Source organism: Bradyrhizobium guangdongense, from assembly GCF_006483445.1.
In the GTDB taxonomy this organism is placed as follows: domain Bacteria; phylum Pseudomonadota; class Alphaproteobacteria; order Rhizobiales; family Xanthobacteraceae; genus Bradyrhizobium; species Bradyrhizobium guangdongense_A.
Genome location: NZ_PPPT01000028.1, coordinates 1 through 15249, shown reverse-complemented (window position 1 = coordinate 15249; position 15249 = coordinate 1). Strand labels below are relative to the sequence as shown.

16 protein-coding genes are annotated in these 15249 nt (G+C 65.7%); 9 read left to right on the top strand and 7 right to left on the bottom strand.

Features of this window, described 5'->3' with window-relative positions; genetic code table 11:
• Window positions 1-171 precede the first annotated feature (171 nt).
• The 5 genes from C2U70_RS04500 to C2U70_RS04480 all read left to right on the top strand — a co-directional run bounded on the left by C2U70_RS04500 (window position 172) and on the right by C2U70_RS04480 (window position 4058).
• Window positions 172-486 carry a nucleotidyltransferase family protein gene (locus tag C2U70_RS04500; RefSeq protein ID WP_140976657.1) on the top strand — a complete coding sequence of 105 codons (315 nt, stop codon included), beginning with the start codon at window positions 172-174 and terminating at the stop codon, window positions 484-486.
• Window positions 487-831, top strand: a complete 345-nt coding sequence (locus C2U70_RS04495) for a HepT-like ribonuclease domain-containing protein (RefSeq protein ID WP_140976656.1) — start codon at window positions 487-489, stop codon at window positions 829-831. It abuts the gene before it with no gap.
• Window positions 832-852: 21 nt separating this feature from the next.
• Window positions 853-1839 (top strand): methylmalonyl Co-A mutase-associated GTPase MeaB, encoded by a 987-nt coding sequence (meaB, locus tag C2U70_RS04490; protein WP_140976659.1) that lies wholly within the window; start codon window positions 853-855, stop codon window positions 1837-1839.
• Window positions 1836-2495 (top strand): pyroglutamyl-peptidase I, encoded by a 660-nt coding sequence (locus tag C2U70_RS04485; RefSeq protein ID WP_140976655.1) that lies wholly within the window; start codon window positions 1836-1838, stop codon window positions 2493-2495. The genes meaB and C2U70_RS04485 overlap by 4 nt, the downstream gene beginning before the upstream one ends.
• Before the next feature lie 192 nt (window positions 2496-2687).
• A complete protein-coding gene (locus C2U70_RS04480) occupies window positions 2688-4058 on the top strand; it encodes a TIGR03808 family TAT-translocated repetitive protein (protein WP_140976654.1) in 1371 nt (456 codons plus the stop codon).
• Here C2U70_RS04480 and C2U70_RS04475 read toward each other — a convergent pair.
• The 4 genes from C2U70_RS04475 to C2U70_RS04460 all read right to left on the bottom strand — a co-directional run bounded on the left by C2U70_RS04475 (window position 4055) and on the right by C2U70_RS04460 (window position 8048).
• Window positions 4055-4561 carry a TIGR03809 family protein gene (locus C2U70_RS04475; RefSeq protein ID WP_140976653.1) on the bottom strand — a complete coding sequence of 169 codons (507 nt, stop codon included), beginning with the start codon at window positions 4559-4561 and terminating at the stop codon, window positions 4055-4057. The two genes, C2U70_RS04480 and C2U70_RS04475, sit on opposite strands and share 4 nt — an antisense overlap.
• Before the next feature lie 482 nt (window positions 4562-5043).
• The gene (locus C2U70_RS04470) at window positions 5044-6759 is read right to left on the bottom strand and encodes a S8 family serine peptidase (RefSeq protein ID WP_140976652.1); all 1716 of its coding nucleotides are present in this window, start codon (window positions 6757-6759) and stop codon (window positions 5044-5046) included.
• Window positions 6760-6774: 15 nt separating this feature from the next.
• Window positions 6775-7482, bottom strand: a complete 708-nt coding sequence (locus C2U70_RS04465; RefSeq protein WP_140976651.1) for a hypothetical protein — start codon at window positions 7480-7482, stop codon at window positions 6775-6777.
• The gene (locus C2U70_RS04460) at window positions 7479-8048 is read right to left on the bottom strand and encodes a sigma-70 family RNA polymerase sigma factor (protein ID WP_186294058.1); all 570 of its coding nucleotides are present in this window, start codon (window positions 8046-8048) and stop codon (window positions 7479-7481) included. The genes C2U70_RS04465 and C2U70_RS04460 overlap by 4 nt, the downstream gene beginning before the upstream one ends.
• Before the next feature lie 428 nt (window positions 8049-8476).
• On the opposite strand from C2U70_RS04460, the gene C2U70_RS04455 reads away from it, so the two are divergent.
• On the top strand, window positions 8477-9634 hold the full coding sequence (locus C2U70_RS04455) for a GGDEF domain-containing protein (protein ID WP_140976650.1): 1158 nt from the start codon (window positions 8477-8479) through the stop codon (window positions 9632-9634).
• Window positions 9635-9696: 62 nt separating this feature from the next.
• Entirely contained in the window at window positions 9697-10818 is a 1122-nt protein-coding gene (locus tag C2U70_RS04450; RefSeq protein WP_140976649.1) for a DUF2336 domain-containing protein, read from the top strand.
• A 109-nt stretch (window positions 10819-10927) separates the two neighbouring features.
• Here C2U70_RS04450 and C2U70_RS04440 read toward each other — a convergent pair whose 3' ends face one another.
• Window positions 10928-11566, bottom strand: a complete 639-nt coding sequence (locus tag C2U70_RS04440; RefSeq protein WP_140976648.1) for an NrsF family protein — start codon at window positions 11564-11566, stop codon at window positions 10928-10930.
• A gap of 2 nt (window positions 11567-11568) precedes the next feature.
• Complete coding sequence (locus tag C2U70_RS04435) at window positions 11569-12114, bottom strand: sigma-70 family RNA polymerase sigma factor (RefSeq protein ID WP_140976647.1); 546 nt, start codon at window positions 12112-12114, stop codon at window positions 11569-11571.
• Window positions 12115-12404: 290 nt separating this feature from the next.
• Here C2U70_RS04435 and C2U70_RS04430 point away from each other — a divergent pair, with 290 nt between their 5' ends.
• Together C2U70_RS04430 and C2U70_RS04425 are read left to right on the top strand one after the other, a co-directional pair.
• Complete coding sequence (locus C2U70_RS04430) at window positions 12405-13052, top strand: hypothetical protein (RefSeq protein ID WP_140976646.1); 648 nt, start codon at window positions 12405-12407, stop codon at window positions 13050-13052.
• A gap of 111 nt (window positions 13053-13163) precedes the next feature.
• Window positions 13164-13943 carry an enoyl-CoA hydratase gene (locus C2U70_RS04425; RefSeq protein ID WP_140976645.1) on the top strand — a complete coding sequence of 260 codons (780 nt, stop codon included), beginning with the start codon at window positions 13164-13166 and terminating at the stop codon, window positions 13941-13943.
• 176 nt (window positions 13944-14119) lie between these two features.
• On the opposite strand, the gene C2U70_RS04420 is transcribed toward C2U70_RS04425, so the two are convergent.
• Window positions 14120-15249: acetyl-CoA hydrolase/transferase C-terminal domain-containing protein (locus C2U70_RS04420; protein ID WP_283810345.1), on the bottom strand; the 1130-nt coding region annotated here is incomplete at its 5' end.

The window sequence follows — 15249 nt, the reverse complement described above, 5'->3', positions numbered from 1 at the left end:
GCCATCCTCGCCGCCATGGCGATCGGCGCGCTGCTCTGGCCTGTCATGGTATGGATCTGGCGCAAGGTGAGGCCGGCGCAGACGGCGGCGGCAGCGGCGCGCTGACGCCGGCCGGGGCCCTCGCTTGGCGAGGCACTGGGCCGACGAACGTTCTTGTGCTAATATTTCTGCATGGTTGAAGTTGCAGAAATTCCGCTCCAGACGATCGTTGGGAAACTAAGAGAGCTCGCGCCTGCACTAAAGGCTGCCGGCGTGACCGGCCTTTGTGTGTTCGGCTCGCGCGCGCGTGGTGACGCACGTCCCGATAGCGATCTCGATGTACTGGTCGAAACAGGGCCTCGCGGAGGCCCGAAACGGTTCGACTACTTCGAAATTCAGCACCTGATCGAGGACCATGTCGGGCTTCGCGTGCAGGTTTCGATTCGCGACCTCCTAAAGCCTCGCGTGGCCGAACGGATCGCGGATGACCTGGTCGAGGTCTTTTGAATGCCGCCGACCACGGAAGACCGGCTGCGCGATATCCTGGAAGCGATCACGGAAATTGAAGACATCACGGAAGGCATCGACTTCGATCGATTTATCGCCGATCGTATGACACGATTGGCCGCTGAGCGGCTTCTTGAAATTGTATGCGAAGCTTCACGGTCGCTCCCGATTGAGGTCAAGCAAACCGAGCCCTCGATCGACTGGCGCAAGATGGTTGATTTTGGAAATCTGCTGCGCCACGCCTACCACATGACCAACGCCGAAATCGTGTGGGATATCATCCAAACACACCTGCCTCCGTTGAAGTCCCGCGTTGAAGATCTCATTCGCATGTCGGGCCGATAGCGGCTACACGCGAACACGATGATGACCAGCCCCAAATCCCTCGACATCAAGGCCCTCGCCAAGGACGTCCGCGCCGGCAGCCGCGCGGCATTGGCGCGGGCGATTACGCTGGTGGAAAGCCGGCGCGGCGACCATCAGGCGGCCGCGCGCGACCTCGTGCAGATGCTTTTGCCCGACACCGGCAAGGCGGTGCGCGTCGGAATCACCGGCTCGCCCGGCGTCGGCAAGTCCACCACCATCGACGCGCTCGGCGGCTACCTCATCGAGCAGGGCCACAAGGTGGCGGTGCTCGCCGTCGATCCCTCCTCGGCGCGCAGCGGCGGCTCGATCCTCGGCGACAAGACCCGGATGGCGCGCCTCGCGGCCTCCGACCACGCCTATATCCGTCCCTCGCCGTCGTCGGGCACGCTCGGCGGCGTCGCCGCCAAGACGCGCGAGGCGATGCTGCTGTGCGAGGCCGCAGGCTTCGATGTCGTGCTCGTCGAAACCGTCGGCATCGGCCAGTCCGAGACCGCGGTCTGCGACATGACCGACTTCTTCCTGGCGCTGATGCTGCCGGGTGGCGGCGACGAGCTTCAGGGTATCAAGAAGGGTCTTGTCGAGCTCGCCGACATGATCGCGATCAACAAGGCCGATGGCGACAATCTCAAGCGCGCCAACATCACCGCGGCCGACTATCGCGGCGCGCTGCATATCCTGGCGCCGAGGTCCGAGCATTGGCATCCGCCGGTCGAGACTTACTCGGCGCTGACCGGCAAGGGCATCGCAGAACTCTGGCAAAAGATCCTCGATCACCGCACGGCAATGAACGCATCAGGCGATTTCGCTGCGCGGCGGCGCGAGCAGCAGGTGAAATGGATGTGGTCGATGCTGGAGCAACGCATGCTGGCGCGGCTGCGTACCGAGGCCTCCGTGCGCGCCAGGGTGAAGAAGATCGAAGCCGAGGTCGCCGGCGGCCACCTCACGCCGGCGCTCGCGGCCGAGCACATCATGGAGCTGCTGCAATGAGCGACAGGCTCCGCATCCTCGTCACCGGCTTCGGTCCGTTTCCCGGCGCGCCTCATAATCCGACGCAGCCACTGGTGGCGCGTCTTTCCCGGCTGCGCCGGCCGGCCTTCGACAATGTCGAGCTTGCGAACCACGTCTTTCCGGTGACGTACGCCGCGGTCGACCGGCAATTGCCGGAGGTGCTGGCAAAGGTGAAGCCGGACGCGCTGCTGATGTTCGGCCTCGCCGCGCGTACGCCGTACCTGCGGATCGAGACCCGCGCGCGCAACGCCGTCACCATGCTGTGGCCCGACGCCGCCAACACCCGCTCGAGCAAGCGCGGCATCGCCGCCAAGGCGGACGCGATGAGGTTCGGTCCGCACACCGCAAGGCTGCTGCGCGCGGCGCGCCTCACCGGCATCGATGCGCGGCCGTCGCGCGATGCCGGCGCCTATCTCTGCAACTATCTGAGCTGGCGCGCGATCGAGAGGGTTCAGGCCGGCGGCGGGCCGCGACTGGCGGCGTTCATTCACATCCCGCTGCTCGCGCGCGGCAACGCGGCGCGCCTCAAGGGAGCGCCGCGTATCACGCTCGAGGAGCTGGTCGATGCGGGCGAAGCGATGCTGCTGGAGATGGTGCAATTGGCGCGGAAGGCGCGGAACACACCGGTTTCGTAGGGTGGGCAAAGCGAAGCGTGCCCACCGCGTGTGCTCAGCAGAAGCGGTGGGCACGGCGCTTCGCGCCTTTGCCCACCCTACGGCGCCTCTCGTGGGGTAAACATTTAACCCTACCGCAAACAATCCTCACCGCCTCGCCTGCCCTGCGCTACCTAACGCTCGCGGACCCCCGCGTCCGCCGGAGGACGCGCTATGGACGTCAATCGCCGCCATCTCATCGGAGCCACTGCCGTCGGCGTCGCCGGCGCGGTCGCCATGCCCGCTGATGCCGCACGCGCGGCGCCGCTGACCTCGCTGCTCGGCCGCGACGCCACGCAATACGGCGTGCATCCCGGCAGCAACGAGGATCAGACGCGCCTCCTGCAACGCGCCATCGACGAGGCCGCACGCGCGCAGGTGCCGCTGGCGCTGCCGCCCGGCGTCTATCGCACCGGATTGTTGCGGCTGCCGAGCGGCGCGCAACTGATCGGCGTCCGCGGCGCGACCAAACTGGTGTTCACCGGCGGACCCTCGATTATTCTCAGCGAAGGCGCCGACAGTATCGGCCTCACCGGCATCACTTTCGACGGCGGCGCCATTCCCCTGCCGACACGGCGCGGCCTGATCCACTGCCTCGGCGGACGCGACGTTCGCGTTGCCGATTGCGAGATCAAAGGCAGCGGCGGCAGCGGCATCTGGCTCGAGCAAATGTCCGGCGACATCTCCGGCAACATCTTCACCAACATCGCCGTGACGGCGGTGGTGTCATTCGACGCCAAGGGCCTCAGCGTGTCGCGCAACACCATCCTCGGCACCAACGACAACGGCATCGAGATTTTGCGCACCGCCGTCGGCGACGACGGCACTTTGGTAGCCGACAACCGCATCGAGGATATCAAGGCCGGGCCCGGCGGCTCCGGCCAGTACGGCAACGCCATCAACGCGTTCCGCGCCGGCAATGTGATTGTGCGCGGCAATCGCATCAGGAATTGCGACTATTCCGCCGTGCGCGGCAATTCGGCCTCCAACATCCACATATCAGGCAACAGCGTCAGCGATGTGCGCGAGGTCGCGCTCTATTCGGAGTTCGCCTTCGAAGCCGCGTTGATCGCCAACAACACGGTCGACGGCGCCGCCGTCGGCGTCTCCGTCTGCAATTTCAACGAGGGCGGTCGCATCGCGGTGGTCCAGGGCAACATCATCCGCAATCTGATCCCGAAGCGGCCGATCGGCACCGCGCCCGATGACGATGCCGGCGTCGGCATCTATGTCGAGGCCGACACGTCCGTCACCGGCAACGTGATCGAGAACGCGCCCTCCTACGGCATCGTCGCCGGCTGGGGCAAATATCTCCGGGACATCGCGATCTCGGGCAATGTGATCCGGAAGACGCTCGCCGGCATCGGCGTGTCGGTCGTGCCGGGAGCGGGCACCGCGCTCGTCAGCAACAACATGATCTCGGAGACGCCGCTCGGCGCCGTGGTCGGCCTCGACCACGCCCGCACCGTGACGACGGATCTGTCCGCCGACGGCGCGCAGCGCTTTGCCCAGGTGGTGGTCGACGGGAATGCGGTGCGGCGCTAGAACGCGTTCCGCAGCAGGGGATACTTTGCCTCGATGCCGTCGAGGTTGAAGGTGAACTCAACCATGCTCTCGGGGATCGGCGGCGGCTGGACATCCGGCACGATCGGCGCTTCGACGATCTCGGCCAGGCGATGGGCCATGCTGTCGAGCTCGACCGGCACCGCGGTTTCCGGCTCGATATGAACGGCCTTCGGCTGCACGGTCTGCGCCTGTTCGAGCGGCGGGGCCAAGCGCTGAGCAATGCGCGGCGGCGGCGTCGGGGACCATCCCAGCGAGATCTGCGGGGCCGGCAGCGGCACGTCCTCACCCGCGGCGAGAGCCTGCCAGGTTTGCACGGCGCGCTTGGCTTCCTGGATGTTTTCGAGGAATGCGAGTTCGGAATGGTAACGGCGCCAGCGCCCGGTCTCGAACATTTCGGTGAGATGTTCCAGTCGCTGCTCGGCGAGCGCGCACCAGCGCGCCGCAACTGCGCGGCCGCGAGCCACGTCTTGGCGATGTGTCATGAACAAGCCCGTCAGGAGAAAACACGGACGCGAGAGACGCAACGCGGACGAATCAATTTAGACGTGACGGGATTATTTTGTGGAAAAGTTTTGACTTGTCCAGCTGGGACGCAATTTGCGTCGGCGAACACCGTAGTCGTGCGGAGATTTCAGGGCTTTTGGAGTCAAGCCGTCCCCAGGCATGGAAGCGTTGCGGCGCGACAGCCAGTCCGGCAGGCGCGGCCCTCGTGCAAGCGCATCTACTTCGAGCTGAACAACGACTCGCTTGAAAAGCAGCGCCCAAAAAGAAAAGACCCGTCCGGGGGGACAACCGGACGGGTCGAGCCATATGGGCGCTTGGGGTGGATGGGCGCTCGCGCCTAATATGACTGATGGGGAGGGATAACCGCTCCCACATTATTTGGTCGTGGCACCGGGCTGAACGTTCAACGAGGGCGGCCTGATTTTTTAACCTTCGTGATGCGCGCAAGGTTCTTGCGCGGCTAACGTGTCGCAGGTCTATCCGCCTGAGAAACCGTGGATTTATCCGCCGCCATGGTCGGCGACGGCTGCTCCAGCGCGCGCGTTCCCGGCTCTTCGCGGCGTTCCGACGCATCTTCACGTTTAGTTGTACCCGGTGCTGCCGCCATCGGCGTCGCACCGTCGACGGGAACAGCCATCACGGCAGCGTAAGCATCGGCCTGGCCGTCGCCGAACAATTCATCGCGGCCGGGTGCGCCGAGGTCGCGTGCGGTCTTCGCAAGCGTCATGCGCAGCGCTTCCGGCTTCAGCATAAAATTACGTTCCAGGAGAAGCGCCGCGACGCCACTGACATAGGCCGCCGAGAACGATGTGCCCGACGTCATCTGGTATTTGCCGTCGGGCGCCGGCAGGAAGATGTCGACGCCGGGCGCCGCCAGCGCAATGTAGTTGCCGCGGTTCGACGCCGTAAACAGCTTGTCCTGCGCGTCTGTCGCGCTCACCGCGATCACGTTCGGGTTGGCCGCGGGATAGAGCGGCGGCGATTTGGCGCCTGCGTTGCCGGCGGCGGCAACCAGCACCAGCCCGCGCGCGGCGGTCGCCGCAATCGCACGCTCGATCACCGCGTCCTTCGGACCGGCAAAGCTCATATTGACGATCTGCGCGCCGTGCTCGGCCGCGTAGTTCAGCGATTTCAGGATCACGAAGGAGCTGCTCTCGGCGCCGCCCGTGGTGCCGCCGAAGGCGCGGATCGCGATGATGCGCGCCTCGGGCGCGCTGCCCATCAGCCGCGCATGCGCAACGATCGCCCCGGCGATGCCGGTGCCGTGGATATGCGGGCCTTCCGGACTGCCGAGCGCGTCAAAATTGTCGGATATCGAGTTGGCGAGTTCGGGATGCCTGGTGTCGATGCCGGAATCGATCACCGCGATCGTCACATTGGCGCCGTGCACCAGCATGTGCGCCTGCGGCAGGCGGAGTTTCGACAGCGCATATTGCGCCGGATCGCCCTCGGTCGGGACCGAGGTCTTCTGGTCCTGCAGCACGTAGCGGAAGTTTTCCTGCAGCGACCGCACGCCGTCGGCGACGATCTCGCGGCGCACCGTTTCGTAAGGACGGCCGTCGGCGATGCGGAACAGACCGATGGTCGCGCCGATCAGCGGGAAATTCTCCAGCGCCAGCCGCGTCAACCCATGGCGGCGCGCAAATTCATCGGCATCGGCCGGCGACGTGCGGGCGTCCATCTCGGCCACGAATTCGTTGGCAAACGTCCTGAGATTGACGATTGCCTGATTGGCGGTGTTGCGGCGTCCGTTGCCTGCGTTCTTCTTGGCCGTCTTGCCCGAGCCGCCGTCGCCGCCCGCGTTCGGCTTGTCGATGCATTCGCCGCTGGCGTCACGGTAAGCCGCGGTGCAGGCGGGATAGAGGTTCGGCGAGTAGCGCGCATAGGGCATGGTCGGCCGCGCAGCATTGACCGACGAGAGCCCGCCCGGCCGCAGCGCGATGCCGGGTCCACGGTCGACGCTCGTGACCACGCGCCCTGCGATATTCGGACTGACGCGCGGGGCGATGTTGGTGTTGACGGTGGGCGTGCGGGACGGAACGCTGATCGTGGGCGTACGCATGATCGCCTGCGCATGCGCGACCTCGACACCGAGGGAGGCGACGAGCAGAAGTGCTGCGCTGACCGACGAAGCGCAGAGCGCCGTTCTCAAGCCACTCTCGGACTTCTGCGTCATGAGTTCAAAGGCGCCTCAGGGCGCCGCCACGGCCAGGTTGACGATCTTCTCGCGCTGCATCTTGCCGAGCAGCCCGTTCAGCTCGTCCTGGCTCATCGCCTTGGAGAATTGCAGGCGAAACATGCCGCCTTTCGCTCCGTCGACGATCGTCGCCTGAAAGCTGTCGAGCAGCGCGGTGATATCGGCGACACGGGCGTCCGGCGTGAACCGCACCAGAGCATGGGCGGGGGCCGGCGCGGCCGCTTGCGGCCCGAGCGCGCGGGTGACGGAATCGTTGGTGCTCAGCGCCGCGGTCTGGAACGTGGATGACTGGTTCTTCACCAGCACGGCCCCGATGATGCCGGCCTGCAGCAGCAGCGCGAAGGCGCCGAGGCTTGCCGACCAGGCGAGCGTGCGCGGCGACAGGCTGGAGAAGAACGTGGAAATCCGCGCCGACAGGCCGACGGTCGCGCTTCCCGCACGCGCCGGCTCGGCGTCGATCGCCGCAAACAGCTTCTGCATGGCGCGCGCCGACGGCGCACCCAGGCTTTCGTTCAAATGGATGGTTTCGGCCAATTCCTCACGGATGGCGGCAAATTGCTTCGCGAGTTCCGGATCCCGGGCGAGCGCTTCCTCGACGCGCCGCGCGTCGCGGGCGTTCAGCGTGCCGGCGGCATGCCACGGCAGCAAAACCTCGATCTCACTGGGCTCTTGGTCCAGCATCTTCTTGCTCAAAGCCATCATGGCCAGCCTCGCTCAACGCCGGCTGCCTTCAGCAGATCGGCCAGTTTCTTGCGCGCATAGAACAAGCGCGTCTTCACAGTGTTCTCCGGAATGCCAACGATTTCGGCCACTTCCTCCACGGACTTCTCGTGGTAGTAGACGAGATCGACGATCTCCCGATGTTCCGGCGAAAGTCCCGTCAGGCACTCCCGCAACGCTTCACTGGTATCCTTCTTCTGAACCGCCGTTTCCGGATTGTCGGACGCATCCTCGATCGCGTTGGCGGCCTCGTCGTCCAATTCAAGATCCTTCCTGCGCCGGAGCGCCGAGAGAGCCTTGAATCGGGTGATTGCCAGCAGCCAGGTGGAAACCGCGGATCGGCCTTCGAACTTGCCGGCTTGACGCCAAACGTCGAGAAACACCTCACTGATGAGGTCTTCCGCCGTCTGCTCGTCCCGCACGAGCCTGAGCCCGAAGCGATACACCCTGACATGGTGCCGCCCGTACAGCACCTGCATAGCGAGCCGGTCGCCTTGGGCGATCCGGGCGATAAGGACTTCGTCCGTAGCCGCCTGTGTCACGCTCAAAGGCCGTCTCGCAAAGTTGGTCGGGAGGAAACGGCGGAGGGTTCGACGGGTGCCGCAAGATTCTTCAACTTACCGCAATCGTACGGGCCGCTATGTGACCTACCCCACATACGCCCAAATTCTTGCAGCCCTGAAAGGCGTTGGCCCTCGCCCGCCCAAAAATTCGGTAACATGATACTAGAACATCCCCGCGGTGCGCCCGGCAAGCGCGGGCGACCTTACCAAGCCTCGGTCCATAGCACAGCCTTGCGCATTGCCTGTGGCGGCGCGGTGCGGCCGGATCGTCGGCCGATGCCTAACCGCTGGCTAATTCCCCTTACCGATCAAGGCCATTACCCGCGCGGCACGACCGGATTCGGTTCCAAAGGATACCAAACCTAAAGGCTTGCCACGTAGATTTTTGATCTCCGTTCCTCAGTAGCGAGACCATGGGCACTCCCGCGTCGTTCTCCCCGGACCGTACGGCTGCCGAGGTCGCCGAGCTTACGCTCGCTGCGAGCGCCATGACGCCCGAGGTGACGGCGCGCCGCGTCCGGCAGCGCCGGCAGATGTATGCCAGCCAGGTCGTCAGCTACTCGCTCGGCGCCTCGGTCCTGCTGCTCTACGCCTATGCCGGCGCGGTCGAGATGATCGTGCCCTCCCTGTTCTGGCTCGGCGGGCTCACGATCATCGGCACTTTCACCGTGCTGTCCGAGAGCGGTTTCGAGGACCGCTTCACCGATCATTACCTCACGGTCTACCAGATCACCGCGCACATGACGCTGCAGCTCGTGTTCCTGCTGTCGGTGCCGACGATCGGAATCTGCTTCGTCAGCGTGCTGTTCCTGATCTTCGCATTCGGCACGCTGCGCATGACGTCGCGCCAGGCGATGACGACATGGGGACTTGCCACCGCCGGCCTCGTGACGGTGTTCGTGTTCACGGACCTGCCGATCGGGCTGCCGGTCGCGACACGTCTCGAGCGGATCGCATCGATGCTGTGCTTCGTGCTGGTGATCGGCCAGTGCTCCTTCCTCGGGCTGTTCGGCAGCACGCTGCGCAAGATCCTCTACACGCGCAGCATCGAGCTCAAGGCCGCCTATCAGCGTATCGAGGAGCTCGCCGAGCTCGACGAGCTGACCGGCTCCTACAACCGCCGCTGCATCATGCGCCTGCTCGACGAGGAGATCGCACAGGCCCGCAAGACGGAAACGCCCTGCGCGATCGCGCTGATCGATCTCGACTGGTTCAAGCGCATCAACGACGCCCACGGCCACCCGATCGGCGACGAGGTCTTGCGCACCTTTGCGATCACCGTGTTCGCCAACATCCGCCCGGTCGACCGCTTCGGCCGCTATGGCGGCGAGGAATTCTTGCTGCTGCTGCCGGAGACCGAAGGCGACGCCGCCGCGCGCATCCTCGACCGGCTGCGCATGATCATTGCCGATCTCGACTGGAGCGCCTTCTCGCCCAGCATGCGCGTGACGATTTCCGCCGGCGTCGCGGCGCTCCGCGACAACGATAATGCCGACACATTTCTCGCGCGCGCCGACAGCTCGCTGTATTCCGCCAAGGCGCGAGGCCGCAACCGCATTTCCGCCAGTTGACCGATTGATTTGTTCCCGGGCGCGGAGGAGCGCGGCCGGATCGAACGCTCCAGGATAGGGCCATGAAATTCAAGTCTGCGAATAGAACTGCAAAGCCGGCCGAAAACCTGCTCGACGAGCTCCAGGCCACGCTGTCCCACGGCACGGTCGCCCGGCGTGTCGAGACGCTGCGTCGCGTCACCGATCTCTTCATCAACGGTGCGGTGGATTATTCCGACGAGCAGATCGGCCTGTTCGACGACGTCTTCCAGTGCCTCCTCGAGCAGATCGAGACCGGTGCCAAGGCGCTGCTCTCCGACCGGCTGGCGCCGATGCACATGGCGCCGCCGAAAACCATCCGCACGCTCGCGCTCGACGACGTGATCGAGGTTGCCGGCCCCGTGCTGACGAAGTCCGAGCGGCTCGACGAGGCGACGCTGATCGAGATCGCTCGCAGCAAGGGCCAGGCGCATCTGAAGGCCATCTCGATGCGGCGCGTGCTGTCCGACGCGCTCACCGACGTGCTGGTCGAGCGCGGCAATGACGAGGTCGTCCAGTCCACCGTCAGCAATCCGGGCGCGCATTTCTCGGAAGGAAGCCTCACCGAGCTGGTCACGCGCGCCGAGCGCGACGATGATCTCGCGACCTGCGTCGGCCTGCGCCCCGACCTGCCGCGGCATCACTATCTGAAGCTGGTCGCCAAGGCGTCGCTGAGCGTGCGCCGGAAGCTGGAAGCTGCCAATCCAGGCGAGGCGGACGCGATCTCGAGCGCAGTCCAGGAAGCGAGCCAGCGCATCCGCGCGGCGGCCATGACCCGGCAGACCGAGATGGCGCGCGCGCTGGTGCGGTCGCTGTTCGACGACGGAAGGCTCAACGAGCACCAGGTCACAGCCTTCGCCGAGCAGGGCAAGTTCGACGAGACCAACGCCGCGCTTGCCGCGCTCGCGGGTGTCGCGGTCGGGGTCGCCGAGAACATGATGATCGAGAGCCGCACCGAGGGCGTGATGATCCTCGCCAAGGTCGCGGGCATGTCGTGGGGAAGCGTGCGCGCGATCATTGCGATGCGCGACAAGCTGTCCGGCGGCACGCCGACCGATCTGATCGTGGCGCGTGATGCCTATGACGCGCTGCGCAGCTCGACGGCACAGCAGGTGCTGCGCTTCCATCGCATGCAGCAGAGCACCGAGAGCCCGGCTGTCGCGTGAGCGGCGGCTAGAGCCTTTTCCGTTCCGATGGAATCGGAACGGGGCTCTAGATTCTTGTTTTGACGCGTTTTCTTGACGCGAACCGGTTTCCACTTCGCTGGAAAACGCTCTAGTATCTGAGAACTCGCGAGCCCGCGAGTGCGCCGATCGCCGCCACGAGCGCGGTGGCGAGCGTGTACCAGGTCGCCACGAACAGGGGCGAGTCGTCGGTGCAGTGCGAGGCATAGAGCGTCGCTGCCAATCCCGCCGACAGCAGGCCGGCGATCGCACCGGCGAGCGCGGGCCGCGACGGCGCACCATGACGCAGCCCGAACAGCGCACCGGCCAGCAGCGGCAGCGACATTGCCGGGATCGCCAGGAGACAGACCCTGGAGTTCTTGCCCATCAGCCGCATCGACATCGGCATGGCCGGCGCCATCATCGCCTCGCCGCCGATGGCGACCACGAGCAGGCCTACGGGCAGCAGCAGCAGCCAGCCCCAGCCGCGCATCAGCGCCTCGGGGCGCGACAGATGCAGGCTGACGATGATCGCGGGGATCGCCAGCGACAGCGTGACCGCGAACTTCATGTCGAAGAACGGATTGCGCATCGCGCTCATCACGTCGGCGCGCATGCCGAGGAACGTCGCAAAGATCAGGATCGAGAGCGGCGCGGCGACCAGCAGCGCAAGCGTCAGCACGGCGCCGACGCGCGGCGACCGATGGGCGTTGTCGGCGGCGAGCGTGCGAATGAGTTGATCGGTATCCATGACTAATGGTCCCGCAGTTTGGCGGTGAGCGCGGCAAGGCCCCGGTGCAGGGCCACCCGCACCGCCCCTTCGCTCATCGAGAATTTGGCGGCGGTATCCTTGATCGAGCTGCTGTCGACCGCGATCGACTGCAGCACGTCGCGCTGGCGCTGCGGTAGCGTATTGAGCTGGGCAGTGACCTCGGTCGCCGATGCAGTTTCTTCCGGCGCCTCGCCCGGCAGGATTTCGGTAAAATCGTCGATGTTGACGAAGACGCGCCGGCCGCGCTTCCGAAGCGCGTCGATCAGCTTGTTGCGGGCGATCGCAAACAGCCATGGCGCGAAGGGGGCTTCGCTGTCCCAGGTGTGCCGCTTCAGATGGACCGCCAACAGAATGTCCTGCACGATATCCTCGGATTGATCGACGGGCTGACCGGCCCGCGCCAGGCCGCGCCTGGCGGCAGCCCGCAGCACCGGCGTGACCGCTTTCAGCAGGCGATGATACGCCGCATCATCCCCCGCCATGGCCGACCGCATCAGGCCGGTCCATTCGTCTTCACGCTCGCGCACGCGCGCTCCCACCTAGCAATTCGGCCGTTTGATCAATTTGTTACGCCTGCGATGTTTTCTCACGAACTCGTGATCAAGCCGCCCGCGCCCAGAATCCGTCCCGGCCAAGGCCGCGAGGGCTCATAACACCGATCCGGTCCCCTGACACCCGTCCCGGCCGGCTCGGGGCAGCCAATTGCCCCGGTTTTGCCCGCTGGTGCCCGAAGATTCCCTTTTTCTGCCCCGCTGCCGTCACGCCCCGGGGTCTCTGTTCGCAACCGGGACGGGCGGATTTTGGGGAGATCGTCAAAATGAACGTAGCCAGTGGGCGTATGGCGTTGATCCTGGTCACCGGGCTTTTCGTGGCGCTCGGGGGTGCATTGCAGGCCACCGAGGCGGCGCCAGCCAGCGCCAAGCAGGACGGCGCCAGCAAATCGACGGATGCGGTCAGGACCACAAAGCACCGGCGTCACTACGCCCGCACTCGCACCAACAAGACGGCGCAGAAGTCGGCTGACGACAAGGCCGCCAAAGGCGATATCAAGAGCGATATCAAGACCGACAACAAGGATATGGCTGTCAGCGAAGCGACCCCGGCGTCGAGCGCAATGCCGGCATCCGTGGCCAACGCGAACGCGCAATTGGCCGCCGCCGATACGCCGCTCGCCGCAGCCGCGACGGCAATGACCGCGCAGGCGAACGAAAACGTCCAGGCCGCTACCGCCGGCCAGCCGGCCGCGTCCGACCAGCTCAGCGAAGCCGACCGCGCCCTGCCCCCTGACAATCAGCAGAAGACTGTCGTTGCCGCCGTCGACGCGCAGCCGCGCCCCGCGCCGGTCATGGCGTCGGCCACGAGCGATAGCTCGACCTGGGACCAGACCTCCCTGATCGGCAAGATTTTCATCGGTTTCGGTGCGCTTCTGACGTTGGCCTCGGCCGCGCGGATGTTCATGGCGTAACGGTCCTGCCCGGGGCGCGCGGTTCGCGCGTCCCGCGAGGCATTCGGCCCACTTGAAGCCATCCGCGCCAGGGGGCAAATTGCCCGCCCAATCTAAATGCGTGGGTGGAGCATGAGCACGTTCGAACACATCATCGTCGAAAGCAAGGGCGCGGTCGGCATCGTCAAGTTGAACCGGCCAAAGATGCTCAATGCGCTCTCCTTCGGCGTTTTCCGCGAGATCGCGGCGGCCGTCGAGGATCTCGAGGCCGACGATGCGATCGCCTGCATCGTCATCACCGGCAGCGAAAAGGCCTTTGCCGCCGGCGCCGACATCAAGGAGATGCAGCCAAAGGGCTTCATCGACATGTTCTCCGAGGATTTTGCCGCGATCGGCGGCGACCGCGTCGCGCGCTGCCGCAAACCGACCATCGCGGCGGTGGCCGGCTACGCGCTCGGCGGCGGCTGTGAGCTGGCGATGATGTGCGACATCATCATCGCCGCCGACACCGCAAAGTTCGGCCAGCCCGAGATCACGCTCGGCACCATTCCCGGCATCGGCGGCACGCAGCGCCTGACGCGCGCGATCGGAAAATCCAAGGCGATGGACCTCTGCCTCACCGGCCGCATGATGGACGCCGCGGAAGCCGAGCGCTCCGGCCTCGTCAGCCGCATCGTGCCGGCGGACAAGCTGATGGACGAAGCCTTGGCGGCGGCGGAGAAAATCGCTGCGATGTCGCAGCCCGCGGCCGCAATGGCCAAGGAGGCCGTCAACCGCGCCTTCGAGACCACGCTTGCTGAAGGCATGAGCGTCGAGCGCAATTTGTTCCACGCGACCTTTGCGCTGGAAGACCGCTCCGAGGGCATGGCGGCGTTCATCGAGAAGCGCAAGCCGGTGAACAAGAACCGGTAGGAGTTGTCGCCCCGGACAAGCGCGCCTCAAGCGCGCGTAGATCCGGGGCCCATAACCACAGGCAGATGTGATTGCGATGACTCGGAGTTAGAGCTTCGCGCCACGACTCCTTCCTGTGGCTATGGGTCCCGGATCGGCGCGTCGCTTCGCTCCGCTGGTCCGGGACGACACCGGAGCTAGGTGCTGCGGCTTCGCACCAGGGCCGCACTGACCAGCGCGCGGTAACCGCGCTCGGACCATGTCTTGGGGCGATCGAGGCCGAGGCGTGCGAGAGCCTCCTCGTCAGCCGCATCTGATGTGCGTGTGAGGCCCTGCCACAGCAGGCCAGTGAGCTCGACCGGCGAACGCTGCGCGGCCTGCAGCACTTGCAGCGCCGGGATCAGGCGCTGCTCGACATCCGTAAAATCGGAGCCGAACGGAAATGACGGCAGCAGCCCGGCCTCGCGCGCGGGCTTCAGTGCGCGGGCGATCCGCTCAGGCACGTTCTCGCGATGGACGGCGGGGATTTCATGGTTGCGCGGCAGCTTGCCGGCGTCCTTTGCTATCCGCATCAATTCGTCCTGGAAGCGCGAGTCCGTGATCGCGAGCATCGATGCGATCACGTCGGCGTCCGATTGTCCCCTGACATCGGCGACGCCGTATTCGGTGACGAAGACGTCGCGCAGGTGACGCGGGATGGCCTGGTGCCCATAGCGCCAGAGGATGTTGGACTGCAATTTGCGGCTCTGCCGGGTCGCCTCGAGCGTCAGCACGGCTCGCGCGTCAGTCAGCGCAAAGGCCTGGGCAACGAAATTGTACTGCCCACCGACGCCGCTCACGACCTGGCCGTCCTCGAGCCCGTCGGAAACCGCCGCGCCCAGCAGCGTCGCCATCATCGTGTTGTTGATGAAGCGCGCGCCGACGCGGGCGCGGCGCTTGGCGTCCTCCTCGCCATAGAGCTCGTTGGTGAACGACACCGGCATCATCTGGATCCGCGCGATCTGCTCGGCCGGCATCTCGCGCAGCGTGCGATAGAAGGATTTTGGGCCGAGGAAGAAAGCGCCGTGCAGCACGACGCCATCGACCGCGCGCTTGAGGATGCCGCCCTCGAGCAGGCCGATGAACGCCTCGGTGAGCATTTCGCTGACGCCATAGAGGCCGGTGTGGAAGGCCCCGCTCTCTCGCGCGACGATCGGGCGTGTGGGCGTCAGCCGCGCCAGGATCTCGTTGAAGGCAGCTCCATTGCGGTGACGAATGATCAGGCCCTGCGCCAGCGCATCGCCGATCTGGCCGATGCCGATCTGCAGCGTGCCGCCGTCGCGCAGCA